General features: G+C 68.9%; 21 protein-coding genes. 16 read left to right on the top strand and 5 right to left on the bottom strand.

Annotated elements, in window-relative coordinates; genetic code table 11:
* Positions 1 to 92: 92 nt before the first annotated feature.
* Positions 93 to 560: an NUDIX hydrolase gene (locus ACFWFI_RS18820; protein ID WP_387391212.1), complete on the bottom strand. Its 468-nt coding sequence runs from the start codon at positions 558 to 560 to the stop codon at positions 93 to 95.
* 18 nt (positions 561 to 578) lie between these two features.
* On the opposite strand from ACFWFI_RS18820, the gene ACFWFI_RS18815 reads away from it, so the two are divergent.
* The 10 genes from ACFWFI_RS18815 (at position 579) to ACFWFI_RS18770 (ending at position 7,603) form a co-directional block, all read left to right on the top strand.
* Positions 579 to 1,358: a GntR family transcriptional regulator gene (locus ACFWFI_RS18815; RefSeq protein WP_124284643.1), complete on the top strand. Its 780-nt coding sequence runs from the start codon at positions 579 to 581 to the stop codon at positions 1,356 to 1,358.
* A 139-nt stretch (positions 1,359 to 1,497) separates the two neighbouring features.
* The gene (locus tag ACFWFI_RS18810; RefSeq protein WP_030636120.1) at positions 1,498 to 1,854 is read left to right on the top strand and encodes an SCO3933 family regulatory protein; all 357 of its coding nucleotides are present in this window, start codon (positions 1,498 to 1,500) and stop codon (positions 1,852 to 1,854) included.
* Positions 1,855 to 1,856: 2 nt separating this feature from the next.
* Positions 1,857 to 3,212, top strand: coding sequence for an FtsK/SpoIIIE domain-containing protein (locus ACFWFI_RS18805; protein ID WP_387391210.1), 1,356 nt, complete (start codon positions 1,857 to 1,859; stop codon positions 3,210 to 3,212).
* Between the two features lie 75 nt (positions 3,213 to 3,287).
* Positions 3,288 to 3,953: a DUF2637 domain-containing protein gene (locus tag ACFWFI_RS18800; protein ID WP_387391207.1), complete on the top strand. Its 666-nt coding sequence runs from the start codon at positions 3,288 to 3,290 to the stop codon at positions 3,951 to 3,953.
* 18 nt (positions 3,954 to 3,971) lie between these two features.
* Positions 3,972 to 4,163, top strand: a complete 192-nt coding sequence (locus ACFWFI_RS18795) for a mobile element transfer protein (RefSeq protein WP_387391204.1) — start codon at positions 3,972 to 3,974, stop codon at positions 4,161 to 4,163.
* A gap of 12 nt (positions 4,164 to 4,175) precedes the next feature.
* Complete coding sequence (locus tag ACFWFI_RS18790; protein ID WP_356531334.1) at positions 4,176 to 4,331, top strand: hypothetical protein; 156 nt, start codon at positions 4,176 to 4,178, stop codon at positions 4,329 to 4,331.
* A 23-nt stretch (positions 4,332 to 4,354) separates the two neighbouring features.
* Positions 4,355 to 4,657, top strand: coding sequence for a SpdD-like protein (locus ACFWFI_RS18785; protein WP_356531336.1), 303 nt, complete (start codon positions 4,355 to 4,357; stop codon positions 4,655 to 4,657).
* Between the two features lie 128 nt (positions 4,658 to 4,785).
* The gene (gene repSA / locus ACFWFI_RS18780) at positions 4,786 to 6,159 is read left to right on the top strand and encodes a replication initiator protein RepSA (protein WP_387391201.1); all 1,374 of its coding nucleotides are present in this window, start codon (positions 4,786 to 4,788) and stop codon (positions 6,157 to 6,159) included.
* A gap of 2 nt (positions 6,160 to 6,161) precedes the next feature.
* On the top strand, positions 6,162 to 6,362 hold the full coding sequence (locus tag ACFWFI_RS18775) for a helix-turn-helix transcriptional regulator (RefSeq protein WP_030636111.1): 201 nt from the start codon (positions 6,162 to 6,164) through the stop codon (positions 6,360 to 6,362).
* Entirely contained in the window at positions 6,362 to 7,603 is a 1,242-nt protein-coding gene (locus ACFWFI_RS18770; RefSeq protein WP_387391198.1) for a tyrosine-type recombinase/integrase, read from the top strand. Before ACFWFI_RS18775 ends, ACFWFI_RS18770 begins: the two co-directional genes overlap by 1 nt.
* Positions 7,604 to 8,523: 920 nt before the next feature.
* Here ACFWFI_RS18770 and ACFWFI_RS18765 read toward each other — a convergent pair.
* Positions 8,524 to 9,285: a phosphoglyceromutase gene (locus ACFWFI_RS18765; RefSeq protein WP_014154899.1), complete on the bottom strand. Its 762-nt coding sequence runs from the start codon at positions 9,283 to 9,285 to the stop codon at positions 8,524 to 8,526.
* Between the two features lie 204 nt (positions 9,286 to 9,489).
* Between ACFWFI_RS18765 and ACFWFI_RS18760 the strand changes: the two genes are divergently transcribed.
* Positions 9,490 to 10,857, top strand: coding sequence for an MDR family MFS transporter (locus tag ACFWFI_RS18760; protein ID WP_387391195.1), 1,368 nt, complete (start codon positions 9,490 to 9,492; stop codon positions 10,855 to 10,857).
* 85 nt (positions 10,858 to 10,942) lie between these two features.
* Here ACFWFI_RS18760 and ACFWFI_RS18755 read toward each other — a convergent pair whose 3' ends face one another.
* Together ACFWFI_RS18755 and phoU are read right to left on the bottom strand one after the other, a co-directional pair.
* Complete coding sequence (locus ACFWFI_RS18755) at positions 10,943 to 11,083, bottom strand: hypothetical protein (RefSeq protein ID WP_329231296.1); 141 nt, start codon at positions 11,081 to 11,083, stop codon at positions 10,943 to 10,945.
* A gap of 226 nt (positions 11,084 to 11,309) precedes the next feature.
* Positions 11,310 to 11,987: a phosphate signaling complex protein PhoU gene (phoU, locus tag ACFWFI_RS18750; RefSeq protein ID WP_387391193.1), complete on the bottom strand. Its 678-nt coding sequence runs from the start codon at positions 11,985 to 11,987 to the stop codon at positions 11,310 to 11,312.
* A gap of 199 nt (positions 11,988 to 12,186) precedes the next feature.
* Between phoU and ACFWFI_RS18745 the strand changes: the two genes are divergently transcribed.
* Both ACFWFI_RS18745 and ACFWFI_RS18740 read left to right on the top strand, forming a co-directional pair.
* Positions 12,187 to 13,455, top strand: a complete 1,269-nt coding sequence (locus ACFWFI_RS18745) for a sensor histidine kinase (RefSeq protein WP_387391191.1) — start codon at positions 12,187 to 12,189, stop codon at positions 13,453 to 13,455.
* Positions 13,452 to 14,132 (top strand): response regulator, encoded by a 681-nt coding sequence (locus tag ACFWFI_RS18740; RefSeq protein WP_387391189.1) that lies wholly within the window; start codon positions 13,452 to 13,454, stop codon positions 14,130 to 14,132. Before ACFWFI_RS18745 ends, ACFWFI_RS18740 begins: the two co-directional genes overlap by 4 nt.
* A gap of 58 nt (positions 14,133 to 14,190) precedes the next feature.
* Here the strand turns inward: ACFWFI_RS18740 and ACFWFI_RS18735 are convergent, their stop codons facing one another.
* On the bottom strand, positions 14,191 to 14,844 hold the full coding sequence (locus tag ACFWFI_RS18735) for a DUF461 domain-containing protein (protein ID WP_387391186.1): 654 nt from the start codon (positions 14,842 to 14,844) through the stop codon (positions 14,191 to 14,193).
* Between the two features lie 662 nt (positions 14,845 to 15,506).
* On the opposite strand from ACFWFI_RS18735, the gene ACFWFI_RS18730 reads away from it, so the two are divergent.
* The 3 genes from ACFWFI_RS18730 (at position 15,507) to ispF (ending at position 17,605) form a co-directional block, all read left to right on the top strand.
* Complete coding sequence (locus ACFWFI_RS18730; RefSeq protein WP_006380568.1) at positions 15,507 to 15,989, top strand: CarD family transcriptional regulator; 483 nt, start codon at positions 15,507 to 15,509, stop codon at positions 15,987 to 15,989.
* Between the two features lie 343 nt (positions 15,990 to 16,332).
* Positions 16,333 to 17,097 (top strand): 2-C-methyl-D-erythritol 4-phosphate cytidylyltransferase, encoded by a 765-nt coding sequence (gene ispD, locus ACFWFI_RS18725; RefSeq protein WP_387391183.1) that lies wholly within the window; start codon positions 16,333 to 16,335, stop codon positions 17,095 to 17,097.
* Positions 17,087 to 17,605, top strand: a complete 519-nt coding sequence (gene ispF, locus ACFWFI_RS18720; protein WP_387391180.1) for a 2-C-methyl-D-erythritol 2,4-cyclodiphosphate synthase — start codon at positions 17,087 to 17,089, stop codon at positions 17,603 to 17,605. The genes ispD and ispF overlap by 11 nt, the downstream gene beginning before the upstream one ends.
* Positions 17,606 to 17,708: the final 103 nt, after the last annotated feature.

Below are 17,708 nucleotides of genomic sequence, written 5' to 3'. Positions count from 1 at the left end.
CGGCCAGCCGGGGCGGAGACAGGAGGCAGGCCGCGCCGCAGAGGCGGCGCGCGCCCGCGCCGTGCGCGGGTCTTGATGAAGTAGGGAAAGTTCTATCGCGCTGGCGTCAGGCGCTTGCCGTCATGGCTTCGCACATGGGGCCCGTTGCCGTCGAGGGCATCCAGCAGTCGGACCGCGTAGACCTCGGACATCCACTCGGTGACCTCGTCCGGCGTGAGCCAGCCGACCGCGGTCGATTCGCTGGACGTCCGCTCGCTTCCGCCGGCGGGCTTGCACCGGAAGACCAGGGCAACGATGCCCCGCGTAGTGTTCTTGTAGATCCCGGTGAGCTCGTCCACCTCGACGTGGATGCCCGTCTCCTCCAGGACCTCGCGCCGAACGCCCGCTTCCGGGGTCTCGTCGAGTTCGAGTACGCCGCCGGGGAGCTCCCAAGTGCCGTTGTCGGCTCGGCGGATCGCCAGGAGTCGCCCGTCCTCGCGCACGACCACTCCGGCTACGGACACGGAGTGGAGCGGCGTTGACGTGCCTTCCTGCGCACTGTTACTCATGTACAGGAGCATAGGAGGAAGAGAAGGACTATGGAAACAGCGGTAGGAGGTGGGAAGTCCGTACCTCGGTACGTGCAGATCGCCGAGGAGATCGTTCAGCAGATCCGAGCAGGAATCCTCAAGCCCGGTGACATGGTGCCCAGCGAATCGGAGCTCGTGGAGCGCTACGGCGTCTCCGGCGGCACCATCCGCAAGGCCATGGTGGAGGTCCGCGCGAGTGACCTCGTGGAGACCCGCCAGGGCAAGGGGTCCATGGTGAAGGCCCGGCCCCCGGTGCGGCACCGATCCTCGGACCGCTTCAAGCGCTCCCATCGGCAGGGCGGCAAGGCTGCGTACCTTGCCGAGTCGGAGCAGTCCGGCGCCAAGGCTGGCGTCAGCGTTCTCTACATCGGTCCGACGGATGTACCGAACGACATCGCGGAGCGGCTCGGCGTCCCCGCCGGCACTCAGGTGCTCGCCCGGCGTCGCCTCTACTTCCGCAACGAGACCCCCGTCGAGACGGCCACGTCGTACCTCCCGTGGGACGTTGCGAAGGACATCCCCGAACTGTTCGCGAAGAACCCCGGCGGTGGTGGCATCTACGCCCGCCTCGAAGACCACGGACACGAGTTCGCGGAGTTCGTCGAGACGCTGCAAGCCCGGCTGGCGACCAAGGCTGAGGCCTCCGAACTGGCCCTGAGTCCTGGCGCTTCGGTGGTTCACCTGATCCGCGAGGCACGAACGACGGAGGATCGCGTCGTAGAGGTGTGCGACACGCTCATGGCCGCTGACCAGTTCGTTTTCAGCTACCGGATCCCCGCCTCCGACTGACGCACGCTCAACTCGACGCAGCCCGCCGCGACTTCTTCGTCTCGGCGGGTTGACTCATGTATAGGAGTGATGCACTCTTCTTTATGTCACTCATGTACATGAGTGGCTGAGTCGAGCACATCTATAGGAGTGATCTTCTGTGCGTACGATCCCCGTCGACACCTCCGCCGCGTCCGTGATGGTCGCCAAGCCCCCGCAGATCAAGGTCAAGGACCGCCGGACCGGTGAGATCGCCGTGGACGTCGAGAGCGGCGCGAAGCTCATGACCGTGGACGTGATGTTCGCGGCGAACGAGGAGGTGGAGATCCTCTCGGTCACCGTCCCCGAGCCCGGCATCTCCGGTGAGCTGATGATGGGCACGCCCGTCGCCGTCACCGGACTGATCGCTCGGCCGTGGGAGAACGAGTTCAACGGGCAGAAGCGACACGGCATCGCCTTTCGTGCGGTGGCGGTCACCTCGCTCGTCGCCGCTGCCGAGAAGCCCAAGGCGGCCTGATCATGACCGGGTCCCTGGTCACGCTGTTGCTGGTCGTCGTCACCGCACTGATCCTGCGGTGGCGGCGTCCCGCCTGGTACTGGATGACCTTCGGAGTCACCCTTGCCGCGCTGCGGGTTGCGGTCCGATACGCATCGGTCATGGACGCCTGCGGGCTCACCGTTCCGCCCGCGCGTTGGCGTCTCTCCCTCGCCCGGATGACGAACCGCCCTGTTCCCGAGTCGAGGGCCCCGCGCATTCTTCGACTCCGGCCTACTCGTACCGCACTGGTCCTGCGGATCAAGCTCTGTCCCGGTCAGGATGCCTTCGACGTTGCTTCGGCCACCGACCGCCTCCGGCACTCCTTCGGGATGTATGGAGTCACCTCCCGCGAACTTCGCTCGGGAATCGTGGAGTTACGGATGACGGGATACGACGTCCTCCGGCGGGTGCAGATGCCCGCCGAAACCGGCCCTGCGTCGATGCGTATCCCCGTCGCACTGCGCGAGGACGGATCCGTCCACTACCGCGACTACCGGGCTGTGCCCCACGGGTTGACGCTCGGCGCGACCGAGTCGGGGAAGTCCGTCTACCAGCGCAACCTGGTTGCCGGCCTCGCGGCGCATGACGTCGCGCTCGTCGGGATCGACTGCAAGCAGGGCGTCGAGCTCTTCCCGCTCGCCCGGCGTTTCTCCGCCCTCGCCGACAACCCGGACACGGCGCTCGAACTCCTCGAAGCACTCGTGCAGCACATGGAGGACGTCTACCAGCTCATCCGTTCCGCTCAGCGCATCACCGTCGACGTTCCGGACGCCGACATAGCTGCCGACATCTGGGACCTGCCGGCCGACATACGCCCGACTCCGGTCGTGGTCCTGGTCGACGAGGTCGCCGAGCTGGCGTTGTTCGCCACCAAGGACGAGGAGAAGCGCCGCGACCGGATCGTCACCGCTCTGGTCCGCCTCGCCCAGCTCGGCCGTGCCGCGGGGATCTACCTGGAGATCTGTGGCCAGCGCTTCGGCTCCGAACTCGGCAAGGGCATCACGATGCTCCGTGCCCAACTCACGGGTCGGACCGCCCACCGCGTCAATGACGAGTCCAGCGCAAACATGGCCTTCGGAGACATTGCTCCGGACGCGGTCCTTGCCGCGATCCAGATTCCCACCGACCTCCCCGGCATCGCGGTCTCGGGTGACTCGACCGGTGGATGGACCCGCATACGAGCACCGCACACCTCACTGCGCCAAGCCGTGAACATCTGCAACCGGCACGCCGACCGCACTCCGGATGTGCCCGCCCTCGCGGCCTTCCGGCCCGCCGTCGCACCCCTGGCCTCGGCCGCCGCGCCGCTCACCAAAGCCGCGCCCACCACTGCCTGACCGCCCGCTCACCGGTTGGCGTGACCATTCCCGCGCCAAGTCCCTACCCGTCCCATGCCGAAAAGGAGAAGTCCGATGGCCCGTCCCTCCGTGCGCGTGGACGCCGTACTGATCCAAGCCGTGATCGCTGGCGCGCTCTCCTTCGCCCACCTCCACGACCTCGCCGCCGCCGCGGGCCAGGACGGCTGGAAGGCATGGGCCTACCCGATCAGCGTTGATCTGCTCTTGGTCGCTGCCTGGCGGCGGCTACGCAAGGACGGCCCGTCCCGGCTTGCGTGGTGCTGGTTCCTGATCGCGCTCGTCGCTTCGCTCGGTGCCAACGTCGCCACCGCCGGATTCCTCGATCTCGCGCACCCTCCGGCCTGGTTGCGCTTCGGCATCGCTGGATGGCCCGCGCTCGCCTTCCTCGGCGGGACGCTCCTCGCCCACACCGAAACCCCGGTCGAGGACCGCACGCCCGCTCCGGCGGTGGCTGCGGGGGATCCCTCGACGCCGGAGCTCGTCACCGAGGAACAGGCCCCGGAGCTGGAACCAGCGCCGATTCCTGCCGCTGAGGAGTCTCAGGTCCTGCCTCCCGCCGACGCATCTCCGCCCGTGCCGGCCGCGCTCGTCGACCACGCCCGGAAGGTCGCCGACGACCACCGCGCCCGTACCGGTTCCCCGATCGACACCGACACGCTCCGCGCCCGCCTCGGAGTTCCGACCCAACTCGCCGCCGCGATCGCCGCTCAGCTCGCCTGACCAGAGAGGAGACCCACCATGCCCGCCCGCGACCACTTCCACTCCGTGATGCGGATCGGACCGGTGCAGATCGGTACCCACCGCGACCGGCACGGCCGCACCCAGCACGCCGCCGTGTGCACCGCTGATCGCTGCGGTTGGTCGTCCAACTTCAGCAGCCGGTCCGCCGCCCAGCTCGCCGCCCGCACCCACCGCTGCAAGGTCCGCTGAAGGAGACCCGCCATGGACGTACCGCTCTGGCTCGCCCTGATCGTCGTCGGCTGGCTCGGCGTGAAGCTGATCCGCCCGCCCTGGTGGCTCGTGCTCGTGCTGCTGGTCGGCGGATACCTCCTCGCCGACAGCCTCCTGGCCCCCGTGATCGACACCGCCGTCAAGTAACCCCCACCGAACGGAGAACCGCCATGCTCCGCCCGAAGATCCCCACCAACCCGTTGCCGACCGGAATCGTCACTGGAACCGCCCGCAGCGACGTCCCCGCCGTGCCCAACCAGACCCCGGCCCCGGCCCCCACGGCTCCCGCACGTCCCACGGTTCAGCTCACGCCCGGTGCCGTCGTCGCCGTCATCGGTGGTGGCACGGCTGTGGTGCTGGTCGTCGGCGCGGTCCTGGTCTCCATGCTCCTCGCGGTCGCCGTCACCGCCGCGTCGCTCGCCATCAGCGCCCTGGTCGTCCGCTCGCTCGTGGCGTCGCAGAACCATCGCTGACCGGCTTCCGGGCGGCCTCGATACCGCCAAGCATCCGCCGCCCGGAAGCCGTGCTCCTGCCCGAACCACAGATCCGGAAGGAAGCACCATCATGACCGACCGCACCGCCCGCCGCCGGGGGAGTGCACATGCCTGAATCGCAGCTCGACCGGCTCACCCTCGGCGACCTGCTAAGGGTGGCCTCGGCCTCCGAGTTCCACCGCTGGGAGGACCAGATCCGTCGCACCGGTGGCTGCTCCGACCCGATCCACCTGACCGGTTGGACCCTCACCAAGGACAAGACCACCGGCGAGACCCTTCACCACTACTCGACCGGGACCGAGCCCGGCGGACGTCTCCGCCTCGCCTGCGGGAACCGCCGCGCTTCCCGCTGCCCCTCCTGCGCTTGGACGTACGCCGGAGACACCTACCACCTGATCCGCGCGGGCTTGGCCGGAGACGACCGCCGCAATGTCCCCGCCACCGTGCGGGATCACCCCCGGGTCTTCGCCACTCTTACCGCCCCTTCCTTCGGCCCGGTTCACAATCGTCCCGAACGTGGCACTTGTCGTTGCGGTAGTCGGCACTCGGCAGATGCATCCGAGCTCGGTACCGCCCTGGACCCCGAGACGTACGACTACGCCGGATCGGTCCTGTTCAACAACCTTGCCGGCGACCTTTGGATGCGGTTCACCACTCGCCTCCGACGGGAGATCGCGGCCCGCGCCGGACTCACGCAGGTGGAACTGAAGGAATCGGCTCGGCTCTCGTACGGCAAGGTCGCGGAGTTCCAGAAGCGCGGGGCGATCCACTTCCACACCGTGATGCGGATCGACGGGCCGGACGGGCCCGGCACCCCTCCTCCGTCCTGGGCCACCGTCGACCTGCTCACCGACTCAATACGCGCAGCTGCTCGACACAGCTACGCCTCGGTGTCCGCTCCCGCCGCCGATGATCAGCCCGCTCGTACCTTCCGCTGGGGCACACAACTCGACGTCCGCCCGGTCGTTGCCTTCGGCGACGGCTCCGATGTCACCGAACAGGCTGTGGCGTCCTACGTCGCGAAGTACGCCACCAAGGCGGCGGAGAACACCGGCACTCTGGACCGCCGCATCGGTGAACTCTCCGAACTCGATCGCCACGGCGTCCCTGACCACGCCCGCCGCCTCATCGCCGCGTGTCACCTCCTCGATCCGCTCTACCCCGAACGTCGGTTGTGGGCCTGGGCGCACATGCTCGGGTTCCGCGGTCACTTCTCCTCGAAGTCCCGCCGCTACTCGACCACCCTCGGCGAGCTCCGCCAGGCCCGCGCCGACTTCCGTGCCGCGCAGGAACGGCAGTCCCTCGGCCTGGAGGACCGCGTCCCGGACACCGTGCTCGTCCTGGCCGACTGGCAGTACGGCGGCCACGGTCACTCGCCCGGCGAATCCGTCCTCGCCGCGACCATCGCCCGTGGTCTCCGGCTCAACCGCGAAACCGCCCGTGAAGCCATGGCGGAGCTGGTCGACGAGGGGGAGTGGTGACCATGGCGCTTCCCCTGCCGAGTCGCTATCTGACGCCTGACGACCTGGTCGAGATGTTCGAGCTGCCCAGCGTCGAGACGGTCTACCAGTGGCGCCGGAAGCGGACAGGCCCCCGCGGCTTCCGTGTCGGCCGACACCTCCGCTTCGACCCCGACGATGTACGGGCTTGGGTCGACTCCCGCCGGAGCGAGGCGGCTGCCTGATGGCGGGACACATTCAGGACCGCTGGTTCGTTACCGTGACCGGCCCTGACGGTAAGCCGCGCAAGGTGAAGTCGGATCGCCACGGCTCCGGGGCTCGGTACCGCGCGCGCTACGTCGGGCCGGACGGCACGGAGAAGTCGAAGAGCTTCCCGGATCGACAGAAGCGGCTCGCTGATCAGTGGCTGGCCCATACCGAAGCGGACATGGCGCGGGGACAGTACATCGATCCCCGCGCGGCGCGGACCACCTTCCAGCAGTACGCGGAGGGCTGGGTGTCCACCCAAGGGGCGGACCCCAACACTCAAGCTTCGATGGAGTCGCAGCTCCGGCTGCACGCCTTCCCGTACCTCGGCACGCGTCCGCTCGGTTCCTTCCAGCCGGCGCACATCCGCGACTGGGTGCAGCAGCTTCAAGCGAACGGGGTCCGCGGCTCGTATGCCCGGACGATCTACTCCAACGTGCGGGCGGCTCTCAGCGCGGCCGTGGACGACGGGCACCTTCCACGGAACCCTTGCGCTGCCCGTTCGGTACGGCCCCCGACCGTGGACACGAAGCGCGTCACGCCCTGGACGACGGCACGGCTCTTCGCGGTGCGTGCGGGCCTGCCGGAGCGGTATCAGGCGATGGTCGACCTCGGCGGCGGCTGCGGCCTGCGGCAAGGCGAGATCTTGGGTGTCGCGGTGGACGCGATCGACTTCCGGTCGGACACGTTGCACGTCGTCCAGCAGCTCAAGCTGAGCCGCAGCAAGGCCGTCTTCGCTCCGCCCAAGGGCGGCAAGCTGCGGGACGTACCGCTCCCCGGCCCGGTCGCTGAGGCACTTCGGGCCCACATGAAGCAGTTCCCGCCGGTCGAGATCACTTTGCCGTGGAAGGTCGCGGGCGGGCCGCTGGTGACCAAGCGGCTCGTCTTCACGGGACCGCGCGGTGGTCATGTCTGGCGAACCTCGTTGAACGAGGAAGCGTGGAAACCGGCCCTGGCCTCGGCTGGAGTCATCCCAACCCCGGCGGCCGGCGCTTCGCACGCGGAGTCGCGCGAGAACGGTATGCACGCGATGCGGCACTTCTACGCGTCGGTGCTGCTGGACGCCGGGGAGAACATCAAGGCGCTCGCCGAGTACCTCGGGCACTCCGACCCTGGCCTGACGCTCCGGGTGTACGCGCATCTGATGCCGTCTAGCCAGGAGCGCACGCGCACAGCGATCGCTGCGGCCTTCATCCCACGAGGCCGTCTGGCCCCCTAGTGGCTACGCGAAAAACCTGAATGTGGGCGGGGAATGTCGCTGGGATTGGTTCGCGAATTGTGATGCGACGGGGTGAGCTGAATGTGGGCGGGGAATGTCGCTGGGATTGGTTCGCGAATTGTGATGCGGCGGGGTGGGCTGAATGTGGGCGGGGAATGTCGCTGGGATTGGTTCGCGAATTGTGATGCCCGCTCGCCTGGCCGCCCGGCCACCCGCCCGGCCACCCGCCCGGCCTCCCGCCCGGCCTCCCGCCCGGCCTCCCGCCCGGCCTCCCAGCCAACTCCCACCAGGCTGATGCACCCCCGTGCGACGTCACGACGTCACGACGTCACGACGTAACGACGTAACGACGTAACGACGCCACGACGTCTCAACGTGACGACGTCTCAACGTGACGACGATGCAGAATTGAATTGCTGTATGGGGCAACTTACCGAGACGGCGGTCGGGTATTGGAAGGCAGGGGGCTGCCTTTAGGTGACGAATTTGTGGCCGTGCCTCTAGCGAGGGTAGGGTCCTTTTTGCTGCCGAAATAAAGGTGAGAGGCCGCCCAGGCACGGGCGGCCTCTCTTCTCCATCGGCACATTGAGTTCCGTCTGACTGGAGGATTCATGAACCCTATGGAGGAGACCATGGTGCCACGGCGCGGTCTGCGTATCGACTTAGTACCCCGAGGGCTGCCCTTCGCGCTCATCGGGGTAGTTGTGGCGGTGCTTTCTGCGTGTATTGGCCTCTCCCTGTGGGGCGCTGGCCCGGTGGCGTTCTTGATCGCGGTTGAGATTCGCATCCGCAGCATCCGCCGCTGGAGCCGACGCGTCTGACGGCCCGTTGAGCATGTGACGGCCCACGCACGGCCCAGCGCACCCAAAAGCCCCCCACTATGCGGAAAACCCGCAGGTGGGGGGCTTGTTCAGCTCTGCTTACTTCTTCTTGCCCTGGTTCTTCACGGCCTCGATCGCGGCCTTCGCCGCGTCCGGGTCGAGGTAGGTGCCGCCCGGCTTCAGGGGGCGGAAGTCGGCGTCCAGCTCGTAGGCGAGCGGGATGCCGGTCGGGATGTTGAGGCCCGAGATGGCGTCGTCGGAGATGCCGTCCAGGTGCTTTACCAGGCCGCGCAGGCTGTTGCCGTGGGCGGCGACCAGGACGGTCTTGCCGTCGAGGAGGTCCGGGACGATGCCGTCGTACCAGTACGGCAGCATGCGGATGACGACGTCCTTGAGGCACTCCGTGCGGGGACGCAGCTCCGGCGGGATCGTCGCGTAGCGCGGGTCGGCGCTCTGCGAGAACTCGGTGCCGTCCTCGAGCGCCGGCGGCGGGGTGTCGTACGAACGACGCCAGAGCATGAACTGCTCCTCGCCGAACTCGGCGAGCGTCTGGGCCTTGTCCTTGCCCTGGAGGGCGCCGTAGTGGCGCTCGTTCAGCCGCCAGGAGCGGTGCACGGGGATCCAGTGGCGGTCCGCGGCCTCCAACCCGAGCTGGGCGGTGCGGATCGCGCGCTTCTGGAGCGAGGTGTGCACGACGTCGGGGAGCAGGCCGGCGTCCTTGAGCAGCTCACCGCCGCGGACCGCCTCCTTCTCGCCCTTGTCGGTGAGGTCTACGTCCACCCATCCGGTGAACAGGTTCTTCGCGTTCCATTCGCTCTCGCCGTGGCGGAGGAGGATCAGCTTGTACGGTGCGTCGGCCATGGGTCCGAGCGTAATCGAACCCGTGCGGCCTTCGCGCGCCCGGCCAAAGGGCGGACCGAGGGTGTGGCTGGGGTTCGACGATTGACGGGCGGCGTCAATTGAGTGGCGGTCGGGGATTCCGCCTTCGTAATGTTCGGACAGTCGCCGGGCCTCTTACATAGGCCTGCATCCAATTCGTACGCGCACGTCCCAGGGGGAAGTCCTATGTCTGTCGCCGGTCTCAGAAAGGCGGCACACGAGACGGTCGCCGGTCTCCCCAGGGAGTTCTGGTGGCTGTGGACCAGCACGCTGGTCAACCGCCTCGGGGCGTTCGTCGCCACGTTCATGGCTCTCTACCTGACCCTGGACCGGGGCTACTCGGCCTCGTACGCCGGTCTCGTCGCGTCCCTCCACGGGCTCGGCGGGGTCGTGTCGTCGCTGGGTGCCGGGGTGATGACGGACCGGCTGGGGCGCCGCCCGACCATGCTGATCGCGCAGCTCTCGACCGCCGCGTCCGTGGCCGTGCTCGGCTTCATGGTCCATCCGGTGGCGATCGCGGGCGTGGCCTTCGTCGTGGGTATGGCCAGCAACGCGTCCCGGCCAGCCGTGCAGGCGATGATGGCCGACATCGTCCGGCCCGAGGACCGGGTGCGGGCCTTCTCGCTCAACTACTGGGCCATCAACCTGGGTTTCGCCGTCTCGTCGGCCGGGGCGGGCTTCATCGCCGAGTACAGCTATCTGGCGGGCTTCATGGGCGAGGCGGCCCTGACGCTGCTCTGCGCCGTCGTCGTCTTCCTCAAGGTGCCGGAGTCCCGGCCCGAGGCGGTGCCCCGGGCCGCCGGGGCCCCCGCGCCGGACGACGTGAAGCTGAGTACGGTCCTGCGCGACGGGCGCTACATGGGCGTCGTCGGACTGTCGTTCCTGGTCGCGCTGATCTTCCAGCAGGGTTACGTGGGCCTGCCGGTGGCCATGGGCACGGACGGGCTGTCCAGCTCCGACTTCGGCACGGCCATCGCGGTCAACGGTGTGCTGATCGTGGTCCTGCAGATCCCCGTCACCCGGTTCATCCAGCATCGCGACCCGCGCCGGCTGCTGATCCTCTCGTCCCTGGTCGCGGGCTACGGCTTCGGGCTGACCGCCTTCGCGGGATCGGTCGGGGTGTACGCGCTGACGGTGTGCGTCTGGACCCTTGCCGAGATCGTCAACGCGCCCACACAGACGGGCATCGTCGTGCAGCTGTCCCCGGCCCACGGCCGGGGGCGCTACCAGGGCATGTACACGATGTCCTGGTCGGTGGCGGCGCTCGTCGCCCCGCTGATGTCCGGCTTCGTGATCGACCACTACGGGGCCGCCTGGCTGTGGGGGACCTGCGCGGTGCTGGGCACGGTGGCCGCGTTCGGCTACTGGCTGCTGATGCGGAACCTCAGCCTCCCGGAACCGGCCGTCGCAACGTCGACGCCGCCGCCCGTCGCAACGTCGACGCCGCCGCCCGTCGTAACGCCGATGCCGCCGGCCGTTGCAACGCCGCCCGCCGTCACGCCGGAACTGCCGCCCGTCACGCCGGAACTGCCCGCGGCGGAGCCGGCGGTCTGAGGGAGGACATGCGGCAGTGGCGCCCCGGGACGGACACGCGTCCGCCGCGGGGCGCACCCCGGTTCGGCCTACTCGGTGGCCCTACTCAGCCACCGCACTGGCACGGCGCGCCGGACTGGCAGCCGCACCCGCAGCCCGAGCCGCAGCCGCAGGCCCCCAGCACGGTCAGATGCACCACTTCGGTCGGGGTCTCCTGCTGGGGTTCGGTCACGGGGGAATCGGCCATGGTCCCTCCTCAGGGCGTACGACAGGGGTAGGACTCGACGGCATACGCGCATGCGTACGACGCACATGTGCACGACGGGGTGCACGGCATGGCGCACCGCCCCCGCACCCATTGCATGCCCAGCCCGGAGGGCGCATCAACGGCGCACAAGCGTTGAAACGGATGTGCGGCCGTCGTGACCGGCGCGCCCCCTACGCCCCCTCCATCGGCTACGCCCCTCCGTCGCCTACGCCCCCTCCATCGGCGCTGCCGCCTGGATCTCGTCCGCGTGCTCACCCGTGACCAGGTAGACGACACGCTTGGCGACCGACACGGCGTGGTCGGCGAAGCGCTCGTAGTAGCGGCCGAGCAGGGTGACGTCGACGGCGGTCTCGATGCCGTGCTTCCAGCGGTCGTCCATCAGGTGCTGGAACAGCGTCCGGTGCAGCAGGTCCATCTCGTCGTCGTCCTGCTCCAGCTGGAGCGCCAGGTCGACGTCCTTCGTGATGATCACCTCGGCGGCCTTCGCCATGAGCCGCTGGGCGAGCTGTCCCATCTCCAGGATGGTCGCGTGCAGGTCGTGCGGCACCGCCGAGGCGGGGAAGCGCAGCCGCGCCAGCTTGGCTACGTGCTGGGCGAGGTCGCCCGAGCGCTCCAGGTCGGCGCTCATCCGCAGCGAGGTGACCACGATCCGCAGATCGGTGGCGACCGGCTGCTGCCGGGCCAGCAGCGCGATGGCGCGGGCCTCCAGGTCGTGCTGGAGGTCGTCGACCTTCTGGTCCGCGGCGATCACGCTCTCGGCGAGCTTGAGATCGGCGTCGAGCATGGACGTCGTGGCCCGTCCGATCGCCGAGCCGACGAGCCGGGCCATCTCGACCAGGCCTTCGCCGATCGAATCGAGTTCCTCGTGATAAGCGTCGCGCATGAAAGTCCCTCTCCAGATCCTTACTGAGGCCGGGGTCTCTGGGCCGACCCCCACGCTGCCACGGTGCGGCCCCAACGCGTCGGGTTCCGGCCGCCTAAGTGAACCGTCACTATCCCCTTGGTGAACTCTGGGCGACGAGTGTTCGAGATAGCACCCGGATGGCTGGGAGAGTGTCGGCGCGCCCGCATAACCTTGAAGCATGGACGTGAACGCGGCGGTCGCCGCAGCTGCCGCGATCGCCGGGCTTTGTACCGGTGTGATCGCCATGCTGGCGTTCCGCTGGAGCGAACGCGAGCAGAAGCGCCCGACGCGTACGTCCCTGCGGCCCGACGGCAACGCCGCTCTCCCCCCGGGGGTGGACACGGTCCTTTCCGTGCTCAGCTCGTCGGCCGTCGTGCTCGACGAGAGCGACAGCGTCGTCAAGGCCAGCTCCGCCGCGTACGCGCTGGGGCTGGTCAGGGGCGGGCGCCTGGCGGTCGAGCCGATGCTCCACATGGCCAGGGACACCCGGCGGGACGGTGAGATACGGCAGGTCGAGCTGGATCTCCCGCGTCGCGGTACAGGCCGGGGCGAGGCGCTCGCAGTCTCGGCCCGGGTCGCCCCGCTGGGCTCACGCCTGGTCCTGCTGCTGGTCGAGGACCTGACGGAGGCCCGTCGCATAGAAGCGGTGCGGCGCGACTTCGTCGCCAACGTCAGCCATGAGCTCAAGACCCCGGTCGGCGCGCTGTCCCTGCTCTCCGAGGCAGTCATGGACGCCTCCGACGACCCGGAGGCGGTGCAGCGGTTCGCCGGCCGTATGGAGATCGAGGCGACCCGGCTGACCAACCTCGTCCAGGAACTCATCGACCTCTCCCGGGTGCAGAACGACGACCCGCTCGAGGACGCCGAACCCGTACGGGTGGACGACCTGGTCGTCGAGGCCATCGACCGGTGCCGGCAGCAGGCCGGTTCGAAGCAGATCACCATGGCCTCGGGCGGCACCGCGGACCTCTTCGTCTGGGGGAACCGGAGCCAGCTCGCGGCCGCCCTCGGCAATCTCGTGGAGAATGCCGTCAACTACAGCCCCGCCCGCACCCGTGTCGGCATCGCCGCCCGGAAGCTGGCCGCGCCCGGCGGGGATCTGATCGAGATAGCCGTGACCGACCAGGGCATCGGCATCTCCGAGAAGGACCGTGAGCGTGTCTTCGAGCGGTTCTACCGCGTCGACCCGGCCCGCTCACGGGCCACCGGTGGCACCGGTCTCGGCCTCGCCATCGTCAAGCATGTGGCCGCCTCGCACGGCGGGGAGGTCACCGTATGGAGCTCGGAGGGACAGGGCTCCACGTTCACCCTGCGACTGCCCGAGTCGGGTGTCGTACGGGGTCGTACCACCGGCGGACCCTTCGTCGTCAACGGTGCTGTTGACGACGACGGGCCGTACGAGACCGATTCTCTTGAACCATTCCCTGCCCCGGAGGCCCTTCCGTGACCCGAGTGCTTGTCGTCGAGGATGAGGAATCCTTCAGCGACGCCCTGTCCTACATGCTCCGCAAGGAAGGCTTCGAGGTGGCCATCGCGGCCACCGGCCCGGACGGCCTCGACGAGTTCGAGCGCAACGGCGCCGACCTCGTGCTGCTCGACCTGATGCTGCCGGGCCTGCCCGGCACGGAGGTCTGCCGGCAGCTGCGTGTCCGGTCGAACGTCCCGGTGATCATGGTCACCGCCAAGGACAGCGAGATCGACAAGGTCGTGGGCCTGGAAATAGGAGCCGACGACTATGTGACCAAGCCCTTCTCCTCGCGGGAGCTGGTGGCCCGCATCCGCGCGGTCCTGCGCCGCCGCGGCGAGCCGGAGGAGGTCAGCCCGGCCGCCCTGGAAGCCGGCCCGGTCCGGATGGACGTGGACCGCCACGTCGTCACGGTCTCCGGTGGCAAGGTCGACCTCCCGCTGAAGGAGTTCGACCTCCTCGAGATGCTCCTGCGCAACGCGGGGCGCGTGCTGACGCGCATGCAGCTGATCGACCGGGTGTGGGGTGCGGACTACGTCGGCGACACCAAGACCCTGGACGTCCACGTCAAGCGGCTCCGCGCCAAGATCGAGCCCGATCCCGGAGCGCCGCGTTACCTGGTGACGGTGCGGGGCCTGGGATACAAGTTCGAGCCGTAAACCGAGGGCTGCGGGCTACGTGGGGGTGTATCCGGCGGAGACACCCCCACGCGCGCGATCAGTGGTCGGCGGCGGCTTCGTCCGTCGGCGTGCCCGTGGCCGAGGGGCTCTCGGACCCCTCGCCCGGTGCCTCTGACTGCTCACCCGGCGTCTCGGACGTGGAGTCCGAGGGCTTGGCCGTGGGCTTCGCGGACGGCAGCGCGCTCGGGCCGAAGCCCTCGAAGAAGCTGGTCGCCGGGACGATGGCGGCGCCGAGCTCGATGTCGCCCGTCTCGCTGAACGTGAAGGCGACGGTCTGCACGTTGCCGTTCGCCCCTGCCTCGCGGCCGTTCTCGATGACGGCCGAGGCGTTGTTCTTCCCGCCGATGATGACCCGTCCGCCGGCCGGGACCACGAGCGGCCCCTTGCCCTTGGCGGCCTGCAGCTTCACCGTGGCGCGGGTGCCCGGCAGGGTGACCTTCTCCACGACCTCACGCTTCGTGCCGTCGTTGAAGAGGGTGGCGGCGATGACCGCCGGGCCCTCGGCGTCCGGCTCGGGCTGGGTGATGATGTTCAGGTTCTGGATCTTGATGTTGTCGACAGCGGTGGCTGCGTTGTCCGGCCTGACCTGAAGCGTCTGCGCGTCATTGCCGGCACTGCACGCGGACAGGGCGGCGATCGAGAACACGAGGGCAGTGGCGGCGAGGGCGCCGTGTCGAAGGCTGCGGCTCACGGCGGCGGCAACTCCTTGAACGTTCGGACTGCGGACTTCGGACTCTGCGGACAGGAAGGCCCGAGCGGCCGTAAAGCCGCCCTAAGTGTGTGTCAGCGGGCTCAGGTTACCGAGCCGTCGTCCCGGCCCCGCACCCGACCCGCCCCTGGGGCCGCCCGACCTGTGGACCGGCACCCCCGGCCGCGGCGTGGACATCTCCCCGCCCCGTCGCGGCCGTCCGCCCGGCCGCGAGGATTCGCACGGCGTTCACAAAACGCGGGTGAGCGGTGCGTTGATCGTCCGATGATCGATTTCCGGACCGCGGCGCATTTCTCGCGCATAATCCACCTGGCCCGGGGCCGTTGATCAATTTCATTGGCCATCGACGCTAAGGGCCGTACGAGTGATCGAGGTCCGAACGGAGTACAGAAAGTTCACCATCTGGAATCCGGCAAAACGGGACGTTCGGCCCCTTCTGGAGGGCTTCCGGCGCCTGTGACGCACGTGTTTCGGCTCGGCCGCGCGCCTGCTCCGACCTGCGAATATCGCCTTCCGGAAGGCTCTCGCAGCACGTTCGTGTTGCAGTTGTCAAGCCCCGAGATATGCCCTGACCTGCGAAAACGCCATTCAGGAGAAGCCGTTCTCGTGTTACTCTGGATAGCCACGGAAGGGGTACCTGTCACATGACGTTCAAGGTTGGCGACACCGTGGTCTATCCCCATCACGGGGCCGCGCTGATCGAGGCTATCGAAACTCGCCAGATCAAAGGCGTGGACAAGACCTACTTGGTGCTCAAGGTCGCCCAGGGCGACTTGACGGTTCGTGTACCGGCGGACAATGCGGAGTTCGTCGGTGTGCGTGACGTAGTCGGGCAGGAAGGGCTGGACCGGGTCTTCGAGGTGCTGCGCGCGCCGTACGCCGAAGAGCCGACGAACTGGTCCCGACGCTACAAGGCAAATCTCGAGAAGCTCGCCTCCGGCGATGTCATCAAGGTCGCCGAAGTGGTGCGTGACCTGTGGCGTCGCGAGCGCGAGCGTGGACTCTCCGCAGGTGAGAAGCGCATGCTCGCCAAGGCCCGCCAGATCCTGGTGAGCGAGCTCGCTCTCGCGGAGAACACGAACGAGGACAAGGCCGAGGCTCTGCTCGACGAGGTCCTCGCGTCCTGAACCGGACGACACCGGTGACCGGATGATGCCGGCGAACTGAATCCGGTCGTAGAAAATGTGCCGCGGTGCCCGCTGACCAGCCGTATTTACGGTAAGTCGTCGGGCGCTGCGGCATGTTCGGATCCGAACAAGGATCCGCCCGGGTAGTCTTCCGGCGCTCTCGCGTCCCCTATGAAAATCTCCACCGGGCCCGCTGCGGCTTGGCCGACCAGGGGTCACGGAAGGGGTCCCGGTCAAGTCAAGGCGTCGCGCCCGGCTCCCCCAACCTACGGTCGGGGGCACCCCCAGGCCATACCCATGTCGGCCGTGGAAACAAACCTGCCGAAGCTTCGGAGTGCAACCGATGTCATCGATGTCACCGACGCCTGCTGAACCGAGCCCCTCCCGCACCGCGGCGGTGATCCCCGCAGCGGGCCGCGGAGTCCGGCTCGGGCCCGGTACCCCGAAGGCGCTGCGAGCGCTCGGCGGTACGCCCATGCTGATCCATGCCGTGCGGGCCATGGCGGCGTCCCGCGCCGTCACCCTCGTCGTCGTGGTCGCACCCCCGGACGGCGCGCCCGAGGTCAAGAACCTCATCGACGGGCACGCCCTGCCCGAGCGCACCGACTACGTCGTCGTCCCCGGCGGTTCGACACGCCAGGAGTCCGTGAAGCTCGGCCTCGACGCCCTGCCGGACGACGTCTCCGTCGTGCTCGTCCATGACGCGGCCCGGCCCCTCGTGCCGGTCGACACCGTGGACGCCGTCATCGAAGCCGTACGGGACGGGGCTCCGGCCGTCGTTCCCGCGCTTCCTCTCGCCGACACCGTCAAGGAGGTCGAGCCGGGTGAGGCGGGCGCGCCGGAGCCGGTCCTCTCGACCCCCGTACGGGCGCGCCTGCGGGCCGTGCAGACGCCCCAGGGCTTCGACCGGGAGGTACTCACCCGGGCGCACGAGAGCGTGGCCGTCGACGGCGAGGGCGCGACCGACGACGCGGGCATGGTCGAGCGGCTGGGCTCGCCGGTCGTCGTCGTTCCCGGGCACGAAGAAGCGTTCAAGGTGACCCGGCCCCTGGACCTGGTCCTGGCGGAGGCCGTTCTCGCACGCCGGAGGGCGAACGATGGATTCTGAGGCAGTGAAGCAGCAGCGGCCGGCTCCCGTGATCCCGCTCGTCGGCATCGGGACCGACATCCACGCCTTCGAGGAGGGCCGCGAGCTCTGGTGCGCCGGGCTGCTGTGGGAGGGCGAGGGTCCCGGCCTCGCCGGGCACTCCGACGCCGATGTCGTGGCACACGCCGCCTGCAACGCCCTGTTCTCCGCCGCCGGTCTCGGTGACCTGGGGCAGCACTTCGGCACCGGCCGCCCGGAGTGGTCGGGCGCGTCCGGCGTCACCCTGCTCACCGAGGCCGCCCGGATCGTGCGCGCCGAAGGCTTCGGGATCGGCAATGTGGCCGTGCAGGTCGTCGGCCTCCGGCCGAAGATCGGCAAGCGGCGCGACGAGGCCCAGAAGGTGCTGTCCGACGCGGTCGGCGCCCCCGTCTCGCTCTCCGCCGCCACCTCCGACGGCCTCGGCTTCACCGGCCGGGGCGAGGGCATCGCAGGCATCGCGACCGCCTTGGTCTACCGCGCCGAAGGCTGACGCACGGGCCCGCGGCCAGGGTCCCGCGGGCATTCGTCCCGGCGGACGCCGCCATGAAGCCCCGCCGCCTTATTGCACATCGCTTGCACGTACGCTGGTGCGG

The sequence above is a fragment of the Streptomyces sp. NPDC060209 genome, assembly GCF_042728155.1.
Classification (GTDB): domain Bacteria; phylum Actinomycetota; class Actinomycetes; order Streptomycetales; family Streptomycetaceae; genus Streptomyces.
This window is presented reverse-complemented; position numbering and strand designations above follow the sequence as displayed.

Bases quoted from the DNA above. Each gene is read 5' to 3' on its own strand.
- ACFWFI_RS18730 (WP_006380568.1), top strand. From the start codon at position 15,507: ATGACGTTCAAGGTTGGCGACACCGTGGTCTATCCCCATCACGGGGCC.
- ACFWFI_RS18765 (WP_014154899.1), bottom strand. From the start codon at position 9,285: ATGGCCGACGCACCGTACAAGCTGATCCTCCTCCGCCACGGCGAGAGC.
- ACFWFI_RS18790 (WP_356531334.1), top strand. From the start codon at position 4,176: ATGGACGTACCGCTCTGGCTCGCCCTGATCGTCGTCGGCTGGCTCGGC.
- ACFWFI_RS18800 (WP_387391207.1), top strand. From the start codon at position 3,288: ATGGCCCGTCCCTCCGTGCGCGTGGACGCCGTACTGATCCAAGCCGTG.
- ACFWFI_RS18770 (WP_387391198.1), top strand. From the start codon at position 6,362: ATGGCGGGACACATTCAGGACCGCTGGTTCGTTACCGTGACCGGCCCT.
- ispD (WP_387391183.1), top strand. From the start codon at position 16,333: ATGTCATCGATGTCACCGACGCCTGCTGAACCGAGCCCCTCCCGCACC.
- ACFWFI_RS18795 (WP_387391204.1), top strand. From the start codon at position 3,972: ATGCCCGCCCGCGACCACTTCCACTCCGTGATGCGGATCGGACCGGTG.
- phoU (WP_387391193.1), bottom strand. From the start codon at position 11,987: ATGCGCGACGCTTATCACGAGGAACTCGATTCGATCGGCGAAGGCCTG.
- ACFWFI_RS18785 (WP_356531336.1), top strand. From the start codon at position 4,355: ATGCTCCGCCCGAAGATCCCCACCAACCCGTTGCCGACCGGAATCGTC.
- ACFWFI_RS18745 (WP_387391191.1), top strand. From the start codon at position 12,187: ATGGACGTGAACGCGGCGGTCGCCGCAGCTGCCGCGATCGCCGGGCTT.
- ACFWFI_RS18755 (WP_329231296.1), bottom strand. From the start codon at position 11,083: ATGGCCGATTCCCCCGTGACCGAACCCCAGCAGGAGACCCCGACCGAA.
- ACFWFI_RS18805 (WP_387391210.1), top strand. From the start codon at position 1,857: ATGACCGGGTCCCTGGTCACGCTGTTGCTGGTCGTCGTCACCGCACTG.
- ispF (WP_387391180.1), top strand. From the start codon at position 17,087: ATGGATTCTGAGGCAGTGAAGCAGCAGCGGCCGGCTCCCGTGATCCCG.
- ACFWFI_RS18760 (WP_387391195.1), top strand. From the start codon at position 9,490: ATGTCTGTCGCCGGTCTCAGAAAGGCGGCACACGAGACGGTCGCCGGT.
- ACFWFI_RS18820 (WP_387391212.1), bottom strand. From the start codon at position 560: ATGCTCCTGTACATGAGTAACAGTGCGCAGGAAGGCACGTCAACGCCG.
- repSA (WP_387391201.1), top strand. From the start codon at position 4,786: ATGCCTGAATCGCAGCTCGACCGGCTCACCCTCGGCGACCTGCTAAGG.
- ACFWFI_RS18775 (WP_030636111.1), top strand. From the start codon at position 6,162: ATGGCGCTTCCCCTGCCGAGTCGCTATCTGACGCCTGACGACCTGGTC.
- ACFWFI_RS18815 (WP_124284643.1), top strand. From the start codon at position 579: ATGGAAACAGCGGTAGGAGGTGGGAAGTCCGTACCTCGGTACGTGCAG.